The organism is Vibrio ordalii ATCC 33509 (genome assembly GCA_000257205.1).
GTDB classification, from domain to species: domain Bacteria; phylum Pseudomonadota; class Gammaproteobacteria; order Enterobacterales; family Vibrionaceae; genus Vibrio; species Vibrio ordalii.
Genome location: AEZC01000151.1, coordinates 1 through 15,727 on the forward strand (window position 1 = coordinate 1; position 15,727 = coordinate 15,727).

Annotated in this window: 15 protein-coding genes; 4 read left to right on the forward strand and 11 right to left on the reverse strand. The window is 43.2% G+C overall.

The features are described 5' to 3' along the window. Positions 1–183 precede the first annotated feature (183 nt). The 6 genes from ycfP to hinT form a co-directional block, all read right to left on the reverse strand. On the reverse strand, positions 184–726 hold the full coding sequence (ycfP, locus tag VOR_RS0110725) for an alpha/beta hydrolase YcfP (protein WP_010319703.1): 543 nt from the start codon (positions 724–726) through the stop codon (positions 184–186). Between the two features lie 101 nt (positions 727–827). Next, complete coding sequence (locus VOR_RS0110730) at positions 828–1,679, reverse strand: phosphotransferase (RefSeq protein ID WP_010319704.1); 852 nt, start codon at positions 1,677–1,679, stop codon at positions 828–830. Between the two features lie 34 nt (positions 1,680–1,713). After that, positions 1,714–2,304 (reverse strand): penicillin-binding protein activator LpoB, encoded by a 591-nt coding sequence (gene lpoB, locus VOR_RS0110735; protein ID WP_010319705.1) that lies wholly within the window; start codon positions 2,302–2,304, stop codon positions 1,714–1,716. 22 nt (positions 2,305–2,326) lie between these two features. Then, positions 2,327–2,716 (reverse strand): YcfL family putative periplasmic lipoprotein, encoded by a 390-nt coding sequence (locus VOR_RS0110740; protein ID WP_010319706.1) that lies wholly within the window; start codon positions 2,714–2,716, stop codon positions 2,327–2,329. Beyond that, positions 2,716–4,107, reverse strand: a complete 1,392-nt coding sequence (locus tag VOR_RS0110745) for a COG3014 family protein (RefSeq protein WP_010319707.1) — start codon at positions 4,105–4,107, stop codon at positions 2,716–2,718. The genes VOR_RS0110740 and VOR_RS0110745 overlap by 1 nt, the downstream gene beginning before the upstream one ends. Positions 4,108–4,173: 66 nt before the next feature. Then, positions 4,174–4,524: a purine nucleoside phosphoramidase gene (gene hinT, locus VOR_RS0110750; RefSeq protein WP_010319708.1), complete on the reverse strand. Its 351-nt coding sequence runs from the start codon at positions 4,522–4,524 to the stop codon at positions 4,174–4,176. Positions 4,525–4,881: 357 nt separating this feature from the next. On the opposite strand from hinT, the gene VOR_RS0110755 reads away from it, so the two are divergent. Then, positions 4,882–6,873: a methyl-accepting chemotaxis protein gene (locus VOR_RS0110755; protein WP_010319709.1), complete on the forward strand. Its 1,992-nt coding sequence runs from the start codon at positions 4,882–4,884 to the stop codon at positions 6,871–6,873. 176 nt (positions 6,874–7,049) lie between these two features. After that, positions 7,050–8,210 (forward strand): DUF1887 family protein, encoded by a 1,161-nt coding sequence (locus VOR_RS0110760; protein WP_010319710.1) that lies wholly within the window; start codon positions 7,050–7,052, stop codon positions 8,208–8,210. Between the two features lie 52 nt (positions 8,211–8,262). Here the strand turns inward: VOR_RS0110760 and fadR are convergent, their stop codons facing one another. Beyond that, the gene (fadR, locus tag VOR_RS0110765; RefSeq protein ID WP_010319711.1) at positions 8,263–9,102 is read right to left on the reverse strand and encodes a fatty acid metabolism transcriptional regulator FadR; all 840 of its coding nucleotides are present in this window, start codon (positions 9,100–9,102) and stop codon (positions 8,263–8,265) included. Between the two features lie 655 nt (positions 9,103–9,757). Here fadR and nhaB point away from each other — a divergent pair. After that, complete coding sequence (nhaB, locus tag VOR_RS0110770) at positions 9,758–11,344, forward strand: Na(+)/H(+) antiporter NhaB (protein WP_010319713.1); 1,587 nt, start codon at positions 9,758–9,760, stop codon at positions 11,342–11,344. 76 nt (positions 11,345–11,420) lie between these two features. Continuing rightward, the gene (gene dsbB, locus VOR_RS0110775) at positions 11,421–11,960 is read left to right on the forward strand and encodes a disulfide bond formation protein DsbB (RefSeq protein ID WP_033197439.1); all 540 of its coding nucleotides are present in this window, start codon (positions 11,421–11,423) and stop codon (positions 11,958–11,960) included. Positions 11,961–12,021: 61 nt separating this feature from the next. On the opposite strand, the gene bioD is transcribed toward dsbB, so the two are convergent. From bioD to bioB, 4 genes are read right to left on the reverse strand one after another with little or no spacing between them, the layout of a single operon-like run. Then, positions 12,022–12,708 carry a dethiobiotin synthase gene (gene bioD / locus VOR_RS0110780; RefSeq protein ID WP_010319715.1) on the reverse strand — a complete coding sequence of 229 codons (687 nt, stop codon included), beginning with the start codon at positions 12,706–12,708 and terminating at the stop codon, positions 12,022–12,024. Continuing rightward, positions 12,705–13,508, reverse strand: a complete 804-nt coding sequence (gene bioC / locus VOR_RS0110785) for a malonyl-ACP O-methyltransferase BioC (RefSeq protein WP_010319716.1) — start codon at positions 13,506–13,508, stop codon at positions 12,705–12,707. The genes bioD and bioC overlap by 4 nt, the downstream gene beginning before the upstream one ends. Before the next feature lie 2 nt (positions 13,509–13,510). Then, entirely contained in the window at positions 13,511–14,674 is a 1,164-nt protein-coding gene (gene bioF / locus VOR_RS0110790; protein WP_029627104.1) for an 8-amino-7-oxononanoate synthase, read from the reverse strand. Further along, entirely contained in the window at positions 14,646–15,698 is a 1,053-nt protein-coding gene (gene bioB / locus VOR_RS0110795) for a biotin synthase BioB (RefSeq protein ID WP_010319718.1), read from the reverse strand. Before bioB ends, bioF begins: the two co-directional genes overlap by 29 nt. Positions 15,699–15,727 lie beyond the last annotated feature (29 nt).

Genomic DNA, 15,727 nt, shown 5'->3' on the forward strand with positions numbered 1-15,727 from the left:
GGAGTCACGACCCAATTTTTTTTGATATTTATCAAAATATTTATAATTCAGTCATTATATAGGGCAAAACTCGCCATGCAACCAAAGAATACCGTAAATTCATTATCACTGACGGGCAGATAGACCATGAAAAAACGGCTTACATTGGTAAGCCGTTTTTTGATTGAGTAGATAAGCGGATGCTTAGTTTGATTCTTTAAATTCCTTAATCGCTTGCAAGTGCTGCGAGATTTTTTTGAACTTATGACTTTGGGTTTCATCCCAAATGATGGGATAGTAGTTTTCCAGCGCTATTGCTGTTTTACTATTGTCATGAATTTCATCCTCTTTAGACAAAATCACCAAACAGCGACCTTTATTTTTTACCCGGTATTGCTCCACACATTTAGTCGCAATATCTTCGTACTCTTCAGGGCGGTCGATGCGTCCAGTCATATTCGTTTCCGGGTGCAAGTTAGGATTAAACACCACTTGCTTAATTCCGCATAAGAATCCAATCCGCTCAGACCAGAAGCCACCAAGGCCAACGCCACAAATGATAGGATGTGGATCATCACACTGTTCTATCACTTTATGCACCTCTTTCAGCAGATGCTGCATATCATGCTTTGGGTGTTGTGTACTGTAGCTAATAAAACGGACATCGCTGTCAATGAATTGCAACTGCAGTATTTTTTCATGGTTTCCTGGGCTTGTTGAATCAAAACCGTGCAGATAGATAATCATAATAATTTCCCCATTCCTTGAGGTTTTTAATCTACCACGAAGATTGTGGTTTAAAAGAATTTAACCTTAATTTACTGCAACAAAACGACGAAACAGTGATCCTAGCTACATAATGTGTTTTTTAGTTGCTCGGCTTGTTGATGATAATAATCATCACCCCATAATTGATGCGCAAGAAGATACCACAACATGGCCATCATCGTTGCTCTTGGATGCCAAGCCATTACGCCTTCCACCCAATCATCAACTCCTGAAATCTCACGCAATTGACAATAGCGATAGACCGCTTCTAGTGGCTTTTCTTTTGTAATATCAATACTTAAAGCCAGATCGAGCCGAGGGTCTGCTATTGAAGCGTATTCCCAATCAATCACGCGGTTACCTTCATCGGTTTTGACCATATTGTAACCAGCCAAATCAAAGTGACACAACGCCTGACCAACATCAGCAAGGTTAGGTGCGGTGCGCCAACGTTGGTATAACGCTAAAAAGTCATCACTTTTGTACTCAGTTTTGAGCTGTAGCCAATAATGATCAACACGAGCGATAAAACTAAAAGGAGCAACAGGAATACGTGCAGTAATAAGATTGTGGATCTTTATCTGTGTTTTAAGCAGTGAATCGAAAGCTAACCCGCCCGTCAGCGGCTCCCCCTCAATCCATTCAACCAATAAGCCTTGATCATTAATAGAAAGTGGTTTGGGACCTAAATGGGATGATTCGATAGCAGATAAGATTTGATATTCTTGGAAACGTGAAATAGAAAAGGCTTGAGTGATCGGCGTATTAGGCCGCCAAACGAAGTTCTGCTCCCCACTCACGATCTTCCAGCAACGGTTAGTTAACCCACCAGTTAATGTTTGAGCATAGTCAGGAGGAGCGGAGAAGAAGCCTTCTAACGAGGTTAACGTAGGATCAAGCTGACAAGCTTCGCGCCAAGACATTCTCGCCATAAGGGCCTCTTCTCTTCATTACTCTGCTTTATGATTAAAATCCGAGCAAACTTTTAGACTGTTGCTTACGAATTTCGGTTTCATCTGCCCATTCTATAAGACCTGTTTGCAAATCCATTAAACGCATCGTCATTTTGTAATAGACGTCTTTATCGCTACCGGCATTTTTTACAATACTCGACAAGTTTCCATACAGCATATATTGCGCGCCAACCATTTTACCAAACTGAATAGCAGTACTTTGATTGACCAACTCATCGTTATTTTGGAAATTAAGCTGTTCGCGAACAGCCTCAACACGATCCATATCCACAAAACGGAACTTGCCTGAGTTCAACATTTTAGTACTAATGGTATCGGTAATGGATTCCGTATCAATGTGCTCACTGGTTTTATTTTTGATTCGCTCGACAAACACAATAGGACGCGAATCACGAGTGATGGCAGCAACCGAGCCGGACATCATCATGCTATCAACCATTTCCCCGGCAATTTTTTGTAAGTCTGTTGACCCGAAATCAACTGTCGTCGTTTCAACGGATTGTGCATCTCCGTAGCTGACTTTATTTGAACAGCCGCCCAAAATGACAGCGAGTCCTAGCAATGCGATAATACTTTTGTTCATATTGGTTCCTTACTTTCCCAATTTAATTATTTGACCCACGGATCTGTACGCGAAACTGTTTTCCATTTGGATTGACCGAAATCTCCGACAACGACAGCGTCTCCATTCCACTGATGATTTTTTGCTTCCAAGGACTTTGTCTATTATTGACTTCAAGCCCATCATCGTCGTACCAAGAAAAACGATACTCGATCATTTGGTCACCTTGGTAATGACTCACTAAACGAACAAGCCCCCTTGTATGGCCATCCACTTGGTTAGTTGCAATGTCTTCAACAACTAAGCGATTACCCAATACATTGTCACCAAACAGCACTTTCTGCGAAGCACCATCAACTCTTAATCCTGCGGTATTTTCAGCACATCCAATCAATGAGAATGTGACTAACAACCCCAATATCCACTTTTTCATTACAATCTTCCTAGTTGTTCATGCCAGATGGTTGAATGACGTCCTTGACGAGAAATCCACACCAAAGTAGTTCCTTTTTCCGGTACAGAAAACTGATATTCTTGCTCTCCCACCCTTATCCGTTGCTCGCCTGCATTGACTTGCAGACTGGCCGTTTGCACCAGCCCTGGCAGCGTTAGCCAACTGCGCGTATCGGGCTGCTCTGTTAGCAGATTCCAAACGTTGAAGACTAAATTACCAACATTGTCATCTTTGGCCGCTTCCTTGCGCAATTGATCTTTCGCCAGCACCCTCAACGCTTGCCTTATTACTATAGAGGGCATTTTCTCCGACAAGTTTCGGCTTGCCATTAAATTCACATCCGCCAATAAATGAGACGTAAGTACTTTGTCATTCATCTTCAGTGATGAAAATGATTCAACGGGTGTATTAGGATAATAAGGTAAGGCGAGAGAATACAATGCGCCATTTCCTCTGCTGTCATACAAGGGTAAAGATTGACGCCAGCTATCTAAGGCTTTCACCACACTCTGCTCTTCTATTATAAGCACACGACCTTGAGAAGCCGTCAGTGAATGAGATTTCCCGTAGCGTTTCTCTAATTGGATTAGGTCTTCTCTCATCCCTAATCGTTTCGCAACGCGTAATGTCCCCTCTATAACCTCGATATTATCGGGAGTGACGGCCAAAGCGCGTCGGTAGTCGACATAAGCACTGTTAACATCACCAGAGGCTTCATAAAGTAAAGCAGAAAGGTAAAAAAGGTAACCATTCTGCACCGCCTGCAAAGCTTTTCCTGCATCAGGGTAGTTTGCTAATACGCTGCCTAAGTTTGGTGTCACACCTTGTGATTTTAGCTCTTTTTGCGCCTTTTCAAGTTCCGCTTCTCTAGCCTGCCTTGCTTGCTCTTGTACCTGATTCGCTCGCCGAACTTCAACCAGAGCACCATCCAAATCATTCTGCTGTAGATAATTCAGACTGAGATAAAGATGTAAAAAACCAAGTTCATAATCAGCGGGAACGTATTCCATTAAATTATCATTAACCGCTAACGCGCCAATACTGGTTGCCGTATCACTCAATGAAATCAAAGCTTTGTCTTGTTGGACTTTAACCGCAGAGTCAGTCAATTCGAAGCTACGCTTGCTCTCTACATAGTGCTGATTAAGAAAATAGACACGACCTTTTTCTAAGTTATCCAGAATGTCACCCGCGACAAACTCTGCAAGCTCATCCTGAGCTTCCTGATATTGGCCTGATTTAACCGATTGATAAACACTACCATTTTGAGCACTATAATGGCTAAACAGGTTCCCCGCTGAAAAATTGGCGCAGGCATTGAGAAAAAAGGGCGATAACAAAACGGTAACATGTCGCACGTAACGCTTCACTCAATACTCCATATGTAAATCAGTAATGTGAATCGAGCGCCCAATGGTCGCTGGGCGCCCCGTGCATTAGCTCATCAAAAGCGGCCCCAATGGGCGACCGCCAACTAAATGCATATGAATATGGTAAACCTCTTGGCCGCCATGAGCGTTGCAATTCACGATCAAGCGATAGCCATCTTGTGCAATGCCTTCTTGTTGAGCGATTTTTTTTGCCACTGTAAACATACGTCCCATAGCCGCTTCATGTTCAGGTTCAACATCGTTGGTCGTCGGAATAAACGCATTGGGAATGATAAGAATATGGCTAGGTGCTCTAGGGTGAATGTCCCGAAAGGCGGTAACTAAATCATCTTGATAGAGGATATCTGCAGGAATTTCTTTACGGATAATTTTACTAAAAATGGTTTCTTCAGCCATGAAATACTCCACTAGTGAATAGGCCTACGCAGTCACATCAAAGTACATGAGATCGAGATAAGTGGTTCGAGGCCAATACCTAAATGGCCCACGACAACATATCGACAACCGATAGAACTGACACTAATTTGACCTTAATGCTACTGAATATAATAGGCGTGTAGTTGGATTTGAGTATGCGTTAACCCTGTCAAAAGCTCAATAAAAAACACCATACGCGTAGCATAAATGACAGAATACTAATATAAAAAATGCGTTTTGCCAGATCCGTCATAAAATGCACGTCTCACATTCAATACAATGCTGATTATTTTGTTATTTTTTAAAACAAAACACTATTTTTCTAGGGAGAGGATTATGAAGGGTTCAGTGATTAGGCGAATGTACGCTGGTTTCACACTGATCATCATCATGTTTGCAGTAACGACCGCCATTATGATGGGAGGAATGAATCAAATTCATTCTAATTTTGAAAGTGTATCAACTACCGCCTTACCGCTCGTTTCTTTGTCAAACAAAACAAGTGTTCAACTGCTTTCTGCCGATAAATCTTTTAAGGATTTTTTGACGACACAAAACCAAGATCGCATGAATGTGATGCGTTCAGAATTTGCTAAAGCAAAACAAGATTTTGCTGACGTGCTAAATCAGCTCCAACAAGCAAGTAGAATGAACCCCTCTCTTGAAGAGCGGATAAGCCAACTTAAACAGATGGAACTCCGCTACTTTTCCGAAGCAGAGCAAGCCATGAATAATTATCAGGCGATGTTTGAGGCGCAAGCTCAAGTGCAAAAATCAACTCGTGAATTTCAAAGACTTCATGCTGATTTAAGCACAGGAATGAAAGATTTTGTCGATGGACAAAATAGTATTTCCATTAAAGTCATGGCGAAAAGTTATTTCATTAAATTGAAAGATGCGGAATTAATCACTTCAGACGCCTTGGCCAGTTCGGATGTCGCCTTTGTTGACAAAGCCGTCACCATGAATAAAAAAGCGGTCACGCACCTCAACTACGCTTACCGAGGCTTATCGACCCAGCTACCTGAACTGAAAAACTCATTTGATGATCTCGTCCAAAAGTTCTCTCAAGATATTGGGCAAAAGGGTGGTGTGCTTGATCAACACAATAGTTACTTACTAGCAAAAAAAGCCCTTTATGAAAACATTGCGAATTTGGCCATCGAGATCGATAAGGCAATGACAATTTTAGACTCTTTTAACGATACTGCGACCGACGGTTTAAATGCATCTCTGCGAGAAGCGGGAGAAGTCTATAAGCAAGGAGTTATTAAGGCGATCGTGATTGGTATTGCGGTTGTGTTAGTGGCTACGGGTATTGGTTACCACATTGCGCAAAGTGTTCGTGAGCCGTTACATCGTATACTCAAAACTCTAGAAGGGCTGACAAAAGGGGATATGACACAACGCATTGAAATTCGTTACAACAATGAGTTTAGTCGCTTAAGTGGCCACATCAATTCGCTAGCAGATAATTTGCACCATATTTTGGTACAGTTGAATGATGCTTCTGAAAATTTAACCAACACAGCAAGCCATAACCAAACTACCTCTTCAAAAGCGCAGTCACAACTCAGCACCCAACGTGAGCAAACTGCAAGCGTGGCAACCGCAATGACGGAAATGGCTCATTCAGTACAAGAAGTAGCGCAAAGTGCTCAGAGCTCGCTAGCGATGGTGCAGAAAGTTGAATCGGCTTCTGAATCTGGCCGTAAAATTATGAGTGACAATATCACCACCATTAATCAACTTGAGACTCGCTTAAATCAATCGGTTGATGCCGTCGGTGAGTTAAAAAAGATGAGCAGCCAAATTGGTTCTATCTTGGATGTAATTCGTAACATTGCAGAACAAACCAACTTATTGGCGCTCAATGCCGCGATCGAAGCTGCTCGAGCCGGAGAGCAAGGCCGCGGGTTTGCAGTCGTAGCTGACGAAGTTCGAGTGCTCGCAAAACGTACGACAGATTCAACGTCTGAAATTGAAAACATGATCAGCAACTTGCAATCTAGCTCATCTTCTGCGAGTACTGTTATTGAAAGCTGCATGACTGATATGGAACTTTCTGTCGAGCAAGCATCAACGGCGAATAGCGCAATGGAGGAAATCCAAGCGTTAATTCTAGAAATCAGCCAGATGAGTACTCATATTACACAGGCGGCTGCCGAACAAAGTGAAACAACCGGTGACATTGCGCATAATATTGAGGATATCAATTTGATCGCAGACCACAGCTATCAAGCTATGTCTCAAATTGCACAGGCAAGCGTCAATCTAACTCAGCTTGCTAATCAGCAGAATGAATTGGTGCATCGCTTTAAATTGTGAGTAAGCGTTAACGAGCTCAATTCCACTTGTTAGTAGCGTGTGAATTATTACCCAAGGGCGACTTTTTATTTAAAGTCGCCCTTGTTTTTTCTATGTCGCATCGTTATATGATAACTATCGGCTTGCGCATTATTATCTATCTCCTACTCTTTGCAAGCCAAACATGAGGATGATCTATGGCTGTTCATGTTGGCATTATCGACCAAGACCCTATTCGCTTGGTTACTCCCCTGCTTGATAATCGAACGGTAAGTTCACACATTGTCTTCATCGGTGATCAAGGCCAGGAGTCAATGTATTTACGCTTACACTCTGTGTTGAGTCAGCGTGATATCACTTCTGAGTTTTTTGAAATCCCATCGGGTTCCAATACCTCAGCAATCAAACAAGCTATCCAGCTTTTAGCAGAAGATTTGAAAGTCAGATACGACGAAGTCAAACTGAACGCAAGTTGTGGTTTGAGACATCGTTTATTATCCGTTTATGAGGTTTTCCGTAGCTACCAGTGGCCTATTTTTGTCGTCGAACCAAATAGTGATCAACTGTGTTGGCTTTATCCAGACGGCCAAAATGATACCCAAGTGCAAGACCACATTACCATTTCAGATTACTTAACCATTTTTGGCGCACGGGGTGAATTTAGTGAGCATCATATTCCGCCACAGCTTGACCAAAAACTTTACGAACTCGGCGAGCGTTGGGCAAGTCATGCATTAGAGTTCGGCCCAGGTTTAGCCACATTAAACTATTTAGCAACGACGTGCCGCAAAGAACAACGACTAGATGTTGCTCTTTCAGAAAAACAACAAGGCTATCGTGAACTTCATATTCTGTTGACCGATCTGGTCGAAGCACAAATCGCCACCTATCAAAATGGCATTTTAACCTTCGCCAACGAAGATGCGCGCCGATTTTCCAATGGAGAATGGTTAGAAACATTAGTGCACAGTACAATAAGACAGATCCAAGATGATATGCCAACCATTCAAGATCGCTCTTTAAATGTTCAAGTCTACCGTCAATTAGGTGAGCGAGAAGTCAGAAATGAACTCGATGTCGCTACAGTGGTGAATAACAAACTGCATATTATTGAATGTAAAACGAAAGGTATGCGTGATGACGGCGATGATACGCTTTATAAGCTAGAATCATTACGTGATTTGCTTGGTGGACTACAAGCTCGCGCTATGCTCGTGAGCTTTCGTCCACTCCGACATAATGACATTACGCGTGCAGAAGATTTAGGGTTAGCCTTAATCGGCCCAGATGAACTGAAAGATTTAAAATTACATTTAACCGCTTGGTTTAAAGAAGCGGGTGGTAACGAAGATATCTAACCTACAAAAAAAGCCCGTTTCATACGGGCTTTTTTACAGTAAAACGAATTTTCTAATGATCATCTTCTGTAAAATTTGTCGGTAACGTAGTTTTCATTTGATTCCATATGTGAGCGCTGTCAATGCCGTAATGACGGATCACAATCGGCAACTGCTCACGATTGCCACTTTCACATACTGCTAATAATTCACGGTAAAACTGCAAGGCTAACTCGCGTGCTTCTGGATTAGAAAAATAATAGCTGCCAACTCGGTCATATAATTTCTTTAGCCCATTAAAAATCAAACCATAAATTTGATTTCCTGAGTGAAACGCTAAACGCTGAAATAACATGTAATCGTAAAAGTTAAAGGTTTTCGCAATCAATATTTGCTGACGTTTATATTCGTCTTTTTCACCATCATCTTTAATATGCTGTTGGATTTTCTGTGCATAAGGAGATAACTCCATAAAAGAATCCCAAGATTTGGCACTTAATAGTGCTTCACAGCTTTCGATAACATTAGTAATAGTGCGTTCGGCAGGCTCTTTGTTCACTTTAAATGCATAACGCATAAATATGGGGCTAATATTTGTCCGAGCCGCAAGTAAGTCTTCCACAATACTGGTAGCATTTTCAGCATCGAGCGTCATTAATGTATCTAAGATGTGTAAGCCGGAAGTTTCCATAAATTGGTTTACTTTTGTTGGTTTGCCATGTTGTATAGTCAACCAACCATCACGGGCTAAGCGTTGTAATACTTCTCGAAGCGTTGTACGTGTTACACCAATTAATTCTGAAAGTTCGCGCTCTGCTGGTAAGATAGAACCTGGTGCAAAGCGACCATTCCAAATGCTCTCAATTATGTATTTTTCAGCAAAACCTGCTGGGCTTTTTGCCTTAATAACCATTAAGTACTTATCCAGTTTTCTATTTATTTGGGTCGAATGGAACTCATCATACCACTAGTTGAACGTTATCGGAAACAAACCATCCGCGAAGTTATTACAGACAAAATAGAGTTTTAACTCTAATTAAGAGTTCTTGTTTATGGACAATACCTAATCAATGAAATGGTGATTTTTATCAACTTACCCAAAAAAATCATTCATAACTATATATAAAATAAAGAGATTCAAGTCACATTAATAAACTTAAAACAGTCAATTTAAGCTTGCAAAATTGGCTCTTTTTAGTAATTTAGATGCCAATTACCTTAACCCCACTTCGAAATACGACTCAGAGTGAATTTTTCACAACTCTTATGCTATACTTACCCAACTTTGATCGCGTTTTTGACCAAAAAATCGGTAAGTGTTTTATCAATAACCTGATTGTTATTGACTAAAAAAGCTTGCGGAGTAGAATGACGGTCGAAGTAAGGATTGCTTGTCTCACTCAAGGAGTGTCTTGGTAAAACCATAATCCCTAAACGGCTTATTGTTTCACTATAACATTGCCGATAGATACTATCTTCGTGTTTAACACGTTCTATTTGGCCACTTCACATAATGAATTAAAGATAAGCTGACAGCGTCTATCATCTCAACAGTAAGAGAACTACCCATGCCGATGTCCCTCGGAAGCGCTTTTCTCAAGAACTTTCTTGGTAAAGCCCCTGACTGGTACAAAGTTGCCATTATTGCTTTTCTCATTATCAACCCGATTGTTTTCTTTTTGATCGACCCATTTATTGCGGGTTGGCTACTTGTGGTTGAATTCATTTTCACCCTAGCGATGGCTCTCAAATGTTATCCGCTACAACCTGGTGGCTTACTGGCTATCGAAGCTATCGCCATTGGGATGACCAGTGCAGAGCAAGTAAAACATGAACTTGTGAATAATATCGAAGTTCTATTGCTACTGGTATTTATGGTCGCTGGTATCTATTTCATGAAACAGCTATTGCTGTTCATTTTTACCAAAATACTTCTCGGAATACGTTCAAAAGCGATGCTTTCAGTCGCCTTTTGCATTACCGCGGCCTTCCTGTCCGCCTTTTTAGACGCATTAACGGTTATCGCAGTGGTCATCAGTGTCGCTGTTGGATTTTACTCGATTTATCACAAAGTCGCATCAGGCCAAGTGACACCCGCTTATGATCATACTCAAGATGAGCACATTTCAGAGCTAACACGTGACGACCTAGAAAATTATCGTGCGTTTTTGCGCTCACTACTGATGCATGCTGGTGTGGGTACGGCTTTAGGCGGAGTAATGACTATGGTCGGTGAGCCACAAAACTTGATCATCGCCGATCAAGCAGGTTGGCTTTTTGGCGAGTTTATCATTCGTATGTCTCCAGTAACCGTGCCTGTTTTCCTTTGCGGTATTGTGACCTGTGTACTGGTCGAGAAACTAAAGTTATTTGGCTATGGTGCTGAATTGCCTGCTAACGTTCGTCAAATTCTAGTCGATTTTGATGCGGTTGAGCGTAAGAACCGAACCAACCAAGATGTTGCAAAGCTTTGGATTCAAGGTGCGATTGCAGTCTGGTTAATTGTTGGTTTGGCACTGCACTTAGCCGCAGTAGGCTTAATTGGCCTTTCCGTTATTATCTTAGCGACAGCCTTTACCGGTGTGATAGAAGAACATTCACTAGGTAAGGCATTTGAAGAAGCCCTACCCTTTACGGCGCTGCTGGCGGTTTTCTTTTCCATCGTAGCCGTAATTATCGATCAACACCTATTTAAACCTGTGATTGACTCTGTATTACATGTCGAAGATAAAGGGGCTCAGCTTGCTCTCTTCTATGTCGCCAACGGGCTTTTGTCGATGGTTTCTGATAACGTTTTTGTCGGCACTGTCTACATTAATGAAGTCAAAACGGCTCTATTGGAAGGTGTTATCACGCGTGAACAATTCGATTTACTAGCTGTTGCGATTAATACCGGCACTAACTTACCTTCAGTAGCAACACCAAACGGTCAAGCCGCTTTCTTATTTTTGTTAACGTCAGCACTTGCACCATTGATCCGCCTCTCTTATGGCAAAATGGTCATTATGGCTCTGCCCTATACGATCGTGTTGGCCTTAGTTGGCCTGTTTGGCATTGTCTTCTTAGTTGAACCCATGACTGCGCATTTTTATGACTTAGGGTGGATTACGCACCATTCAGCCAAAGCGGTTCAAGTCATCTCTGCCGGGCATTAAAATATTCGGTTGATAATGAAACTTATCTAAGTTAAAAAGCTCTGAACTATCAGGGCTTTTTACTCTTTAACAGGTATTGAATGTGACTTTTTTTACTACTCTGAAGCTATTCTCCCAATCGAGAAAATCTTGGACTTTATTGCTCCTTTTTGTGGTTTTTTTTGAGGCTTGTGCGCTTTTCTTTCAGCACATCATGATGCTCGCACCGTGTGTGATGTGCATTTATGAACGTGTGGCGATGCTAGGAATTGGCGGAGCCGCTCTGTTTGGCTTAATCGCACCCAATAATCCGATTGTGCGTTGGATTGGACTCGTTGCTTGGGGAGCCAGTGCTTATAAAGGTTTGACCTTAGCTCTGCAACATGTGGATTACCAATTCAACCCTTCTCCTTTTGCCACTTGTGATTTGTTTGTCACTTTCCCAAGCTGGGCACCACTCAATCAATGGGCACCTTGGATGTTCGAAGCTTACGGTGACTGTTCGAAAGTGGTATGGCAATTTTTAACGCTTTCAATGCCACAGTGGCTAGTGGTCATCTATGCTGCTAACTTGCTGGTGCTCGCTTTTATTGTTTTAGCTCAGTTCGCGAAAACCCCCGTCAATAAGCTGCGGTAATAACCTGCTTGATCAAAAAAGGCATCTCGCTAAAAGATGCCTTTTGGCTGATTCACATCGCTCACTCTAACGCAAGCAGCGGATCAACATTAATATACTTACCAATTTGTTGCCGTTTTACCGTTGGCACATAGGGTATTTCACCAAGCTTAGGCGCTGGAATGCGCGATTCCAACATTGCAATAATTTCAGCGTAATGCTCAGTTCCTGGGTTCACTCGGTTGGCTACCCAGCCAACAATCTTCAACCCGTCGGCAATAATACTTTCCGCTGTTAAAATTGCATGGCTTAAGCAACCTAGCTTAATCCCTACCACTAATACCACGGGTAGTTGTTCTTGTTTAACCCAAGTAGACAAGCAGTCGGTATCAGAGATCGGAACGCGCCAACCACCAGCACCTTCGATCAACACAATGTCAGCATTCGCTTTATGCTTAGCTAATTTGCTACTGAGTACGCCATAATCAATCTCGACGTGTTCATGTTTTGCGGCGATATGTGGTGATGTAGGGAGCGCTAAAGAATATGGATTCACATCACCATAGGGCATCTCTTTGGTTGCCGCTTTCATCAGATGTAATGCATCTGAGTTGCGTAAGCCAAATTCGGTTTTTTCGCTACCAGCGGCAACCGGTTTATAGCCAATAGTCACCAAATCCTTGGCGGCTAATGCTTGTAGAATCGCTTTTGAAGCGACCGTTTTTCCAACGTCGGTGTCCGTACCCGCAATAAAAAATGCATCAATCATCGATGTATAACCCCTAAACAAACCTGATAAGTTGCAGGTAGAAGACCTTGATGGTTTTGAAATGCTTGGTATGCCTGCTCAACTTGCAGTAGAGCCTTGCGGCTTGTTAACCCTTGTGAGCGTCCACTTACGTGATTTGCACCAATTCCTTTAAGATCTCTCATCAAGGACAAGGCTTTGTCATACCAAACTGTGATCGAAGGCAAGTCTAATTGATGGTGGCAACAGTGAGATTGCGCTAACGCAATTTTTACCTGATTGAGTGTGATGAAATCATTGACGTGTTGATGTGTATCAATTTTTGTCCACGCTTGTTTCAGTTCAAACAGCGAACCGTCCAATAATGTCGCAAAATAAGCCATCCCTTGTGGTTTCAATACGCGGTGAGTTTGTCGCAGTGGTAGAACAAGGTCATCACACCACTGCAGCGCTAAGCTAGAAAAAACGTAATCAAAAGAGCCGCTGGCGAAAGGAAGCGCCTCAGCATCTGCTTGATAGTAGGTGATACCAACATCACCACAACGTATTTTAGCTTGTACTAGCATCTCACTGGAGAGGTCAGCACATACCACATACGCCCCTCTACGTCGCAGTTGCTCTGAAAAATAGCCCGTACCACAACCAAGATCGAGCACTCTTTTTCCCACTAGATTGCGCGGCATTTTGTCCAACAAACGGTGTCCTACGTCACGTTGAAAAGCGGCATGTACATCATAATGCTTTGCCGCGCGGCTAAAAGAGTGGGCAATGGCGGCTTTGTCATGCAGCGTATTTATCTCTATGGCATGAGTTTGTGACATATTCAGCTCTCCTCTAGCGCACGTTGCAGTTGTGTGGTTAGTTGCTCTATGTCAGCAATAGTGTGGTTGGCGGTTAGAGTGATACGCAATCGGGCACGGCCTTGAGCCACCGTTGGTGGGCGAATCGCGGTCAACCAACACCCGTGATGTCGCAATTGTTCGGCGATGTTCAATGCCGTTTGTGCCTCACCAACAAGGTAGGGTTTGATTGGCGTTAGCGTTTCAACATAGCCATCGAAACCTTGCATAGATTCAGCGTAATAAGCTTGCAGCTCAGTTAGTTTTTCTCTGCGCCAAGACTGCTGAGTGACCATTGAAATGGCATGAGTGACTGCATAAGCTTGCGCTGGCGGCATGGCTGTAGAATAGACGTGGTGACGAGCAAACTGCGTAAGAAAGTCACCCACCTCTTGATTGCATAAGATAGCTGCACCCGATAACCCCAAGGCTTTGCCAAAGGTCACCACTAAGAGCTGTGGTTTTATTCCTGCCGCACTGCAACTGCCTGCCCCACCCTCGCCCAACACACCGATGCCGTGTGCATCATCGACTGCCAACCACGCTTCACCTTGCAGTGCATCCGTGATTTCGCACAGCGGTGCACAATCACCATCCATGCTAAAGACCCCTTCAGTCACCACTAACGTATGACTATCACGGTTAAGCTGCTTCTTAAGATGAGCAACATCGTTGTGCAGAAAACGCTTCATACTGGCGGCGCAAAGCATTCCTGCTTCCATCAAAGAGGCGTGGTTAAGTTTATCTTGCAGCAGCAAATCATCTTTGTTGAGCAAGCTAAACAGCAGTGCCTGATTGGCACTAAAACCTGAGCCAAACAAAATGGCCCGCTCATAACCTAGCCACTCACACAATTTGGCTTCAAGGTTGCGATGGGCTGAGCTAAAGCCTGTGACCAAAGGAGATGCACCACTACCGCAACCGTACATACTCAGCCCTTGCTGCCAAGCGGCAATCAATTCTGAGTCGTGCGCAAGGCCAAGGTAATCGTTACTGGAAAAGTTAAGATACTGGCGGCCATCTTTGCACAATCGAACCTGGTTACCCCCCTCAAGCTCGATAAGAGAGCGAGAAAGCCCAAGATCGCGACGAGCACAGAGCGCCGCTGAAATACGTGAATTAAACGCTGGCATCGTAGAAAAGATCATCTTTAGTAGGACGAGCTGCCACCCGTTTTACGACACGCTCAAGCAGCTCACTTTCTGCAATTTCATCCGGTTTTTGGCTCACTTGTTGGCTATTGATACCCAGTTTTTTAAACAACTGCATATCGCTATCTTCATCAGGATTAGGAGTCGTTAGCAGCTTGCAACCGTAGAAAATGGAGTTTGCACCTGCCATAAAGCACAGCGCTTGCATCTGCTCATTCATATTTTCACGTCCAGCGGATAAACGTACTGCCGATTGTGGCATCATGATGCGAGCAACGGCAATCAAACGAATAAAATCAAACGCTTCGACATCTTCGGCTTGCTCTAACGGTGTGCCTTTCACTTTGACCAGCATATTAATCGGTACACTTTCAGGATGGGTTGGTAAGTTCGCTAATTCCACCAACAGGCCAGCGCGGTCATTAGCGCTCTCTCCCATACCGATAATTCCCCCAGAGCAGATCTTCATTCCTGCATCGCGCACGTGCGATAAGGTATCAAGGCGATCTTGATAGGTTCGGGTGGTGATAATGTTGCCATAGTATTCAGGTGAGGTATCTAGGTTGTGGTTGTAGTAATCAAGCCCTGCACTGGCCAACTCGCTTGCTTGATCAGGCGTTAGCATGCCCAACGTCATACACGTTTCCAAGCCCATCTCTTTCACGCCACTGATCATCTCTTTCAAGAGAGGCATATCACGCGTTTTCGGGTTTTTCCACGCCGCTCCCATGCAAAAGCGGGTCGACCCAGAACGCTTCGCTTTTTGCGCCGCGTCTAACACCCGCTCGACTTCCATCAACCGTTCTTTATCAACATCAGTCCGGTAATGCGCACTCTGCGGGCAATATTTACAATCTTCAGGACACGCCCCCGTCTTAATAGAAAGTAACGTGCTGACTTGGACATAATTTTTGGGATGGTATTGACGATGTACTTGCTGCGCTTCAAACAGTAGATCCATAAACGGCTTTTCGACCAGTGCGTTCACCTCAGCAACGGTCCAGTTATGACGAACTTCCACATCTCTTCCTTATTCAGTTTTATTATTTT

Excerpts from the sequence above, each read along its gene's own strand:
- ycfP (WP_010319703.1), bottom strand. The coding sequence starts at position 726 with ATGATTATCTATCTGCACGGTTTTGATTCAACAAGCCCAGGAAACCAT.
- VOR_RS0110730 (WP_010319704.1), bottom strand. The coding sequence starts at position 1,679 with ATGGCGAGAATGTCTTGGCGCGAAGCTTGTCAGCTTGATCCTACGTTA.
- lpoB (WP_010319705.1), bottom strand. The coding sequence starts at position 2,304 with ATGAACAAAAGTATTATCGCATTGCTAGGACTCGCTGTCATTTTGGGC.
- VOR_RS0110740 (WP_010319706.1), bottom strand. The coding sequence starts at position 2,716 with ATGAAAAAGTGGATATTGGGGTTGTTAGTCACATTCTCATTGATTGGA.
- hinT (WP_010319708.1), bottom strand. The coding sequence starts at position 4,524 with ATGGCTGAAGAAACCATTTTTAGTAAAATTATCCGTAAAGAAATTCCT.
- VOR_RS0110755 (WP_010319709.1), top strand. The coding sequence starts at position 4,882 with ATGAAGGGTTCAGTGATTAGGCGAATGTACGCTGGTTTCACACTGATC.
- VOR_RS0110760 (WP_010319710.1), top strand. The coding sequence starts at position 7,050 with ATGGCTGTTCATGTTGGCATTATCGACCAAGACCCTATTCGCTTGGTT.
- fadR (WP_010319711.1), bottom strand. The coding sequence starts at position 9,102 with ATGGTTATTAAGGCAAAAAGCCCAGCAGGTTTTGCTGAAAAATACATA.
- nhaB (WP_010319713.1), top strand. The coding sequence starts at position 9,758 with ATGCCGATGTCCCTCGGAAGCGCTTTTCTCAAGAACTTTCTTGGTAAA.
- bioD (WP_010319715.1), bottom strand. The coding sequence starts at position 12,708 with ATGATTGATGCATTTTTTATTGCGGGTACGGACACCGACGTTGGAAAA.
- bioC (WP_010319716.1), bottom strand. The coding sequence starts at position 13,508 with ATGTCACAAACTCATGCCATAGAGATAAATACGCTGCATGACAAAGCC.
- bioF (WP_029627104.1), bottom strand. The coding sequence starts at position 14,674 with ATGATCTTTTCTACGATGCCAGCGTTTAATTCACGTATTTCAGCGGCG.